Genomic DNA, 264 nt, shown 5'->3' with positions numbered 1-264 from the left:
CGACGGTGCATGTGAGCCATCGTGTGTTGGATGCTGCGTTGGCGGCGGATGCGTCGGCGAGTGTTGTGGGTCAGGCTATTTCGGGTCTGCGGGTGTTCGTGTTGGATACGCGTTTGGCTCCGGTGCCCGTCGGTGTCGCGGGTGAGATGTATGTCTCGGGTGTGCAGTTGGCTCGGGGTTATCTGGGTCAGGCGGGGTTGACGTCGACGCGGTTTGTGGCGAATCCGTTCAATGCGGGCGAGGTGTTGTACCGCACGGGTGACG

Annotated in this window: 1 protein-coding gene; it reads left to right on the top strand. The window is 62.5% G+C overall.

Going from position 1 to position 264, the window contains the following annotated elements:
- Positions 1 to 264, top strand: a 264-nt coding sequence (locus G8767_RS35415; protein ID WP_166814319.1) for an AMP-binding protein, incomplete at both ends; no start/stop codon positions are given.

Origin of the sequence: Rhodococcus sp. IC4_135, assembly GCF_011602025.1 — a bacterium.
Taxonomy (GTDB): domain Bacteria; phylum Actinomycetota; class Actinomycetes; order Mycobacteriales; family Mycobacteriaceae; genus Rhodococcus_F; species Rhodococcus_F baikonurensis.
This window is presented reverse-complemented; position numbering and strand designations above follow the sequence as displayed.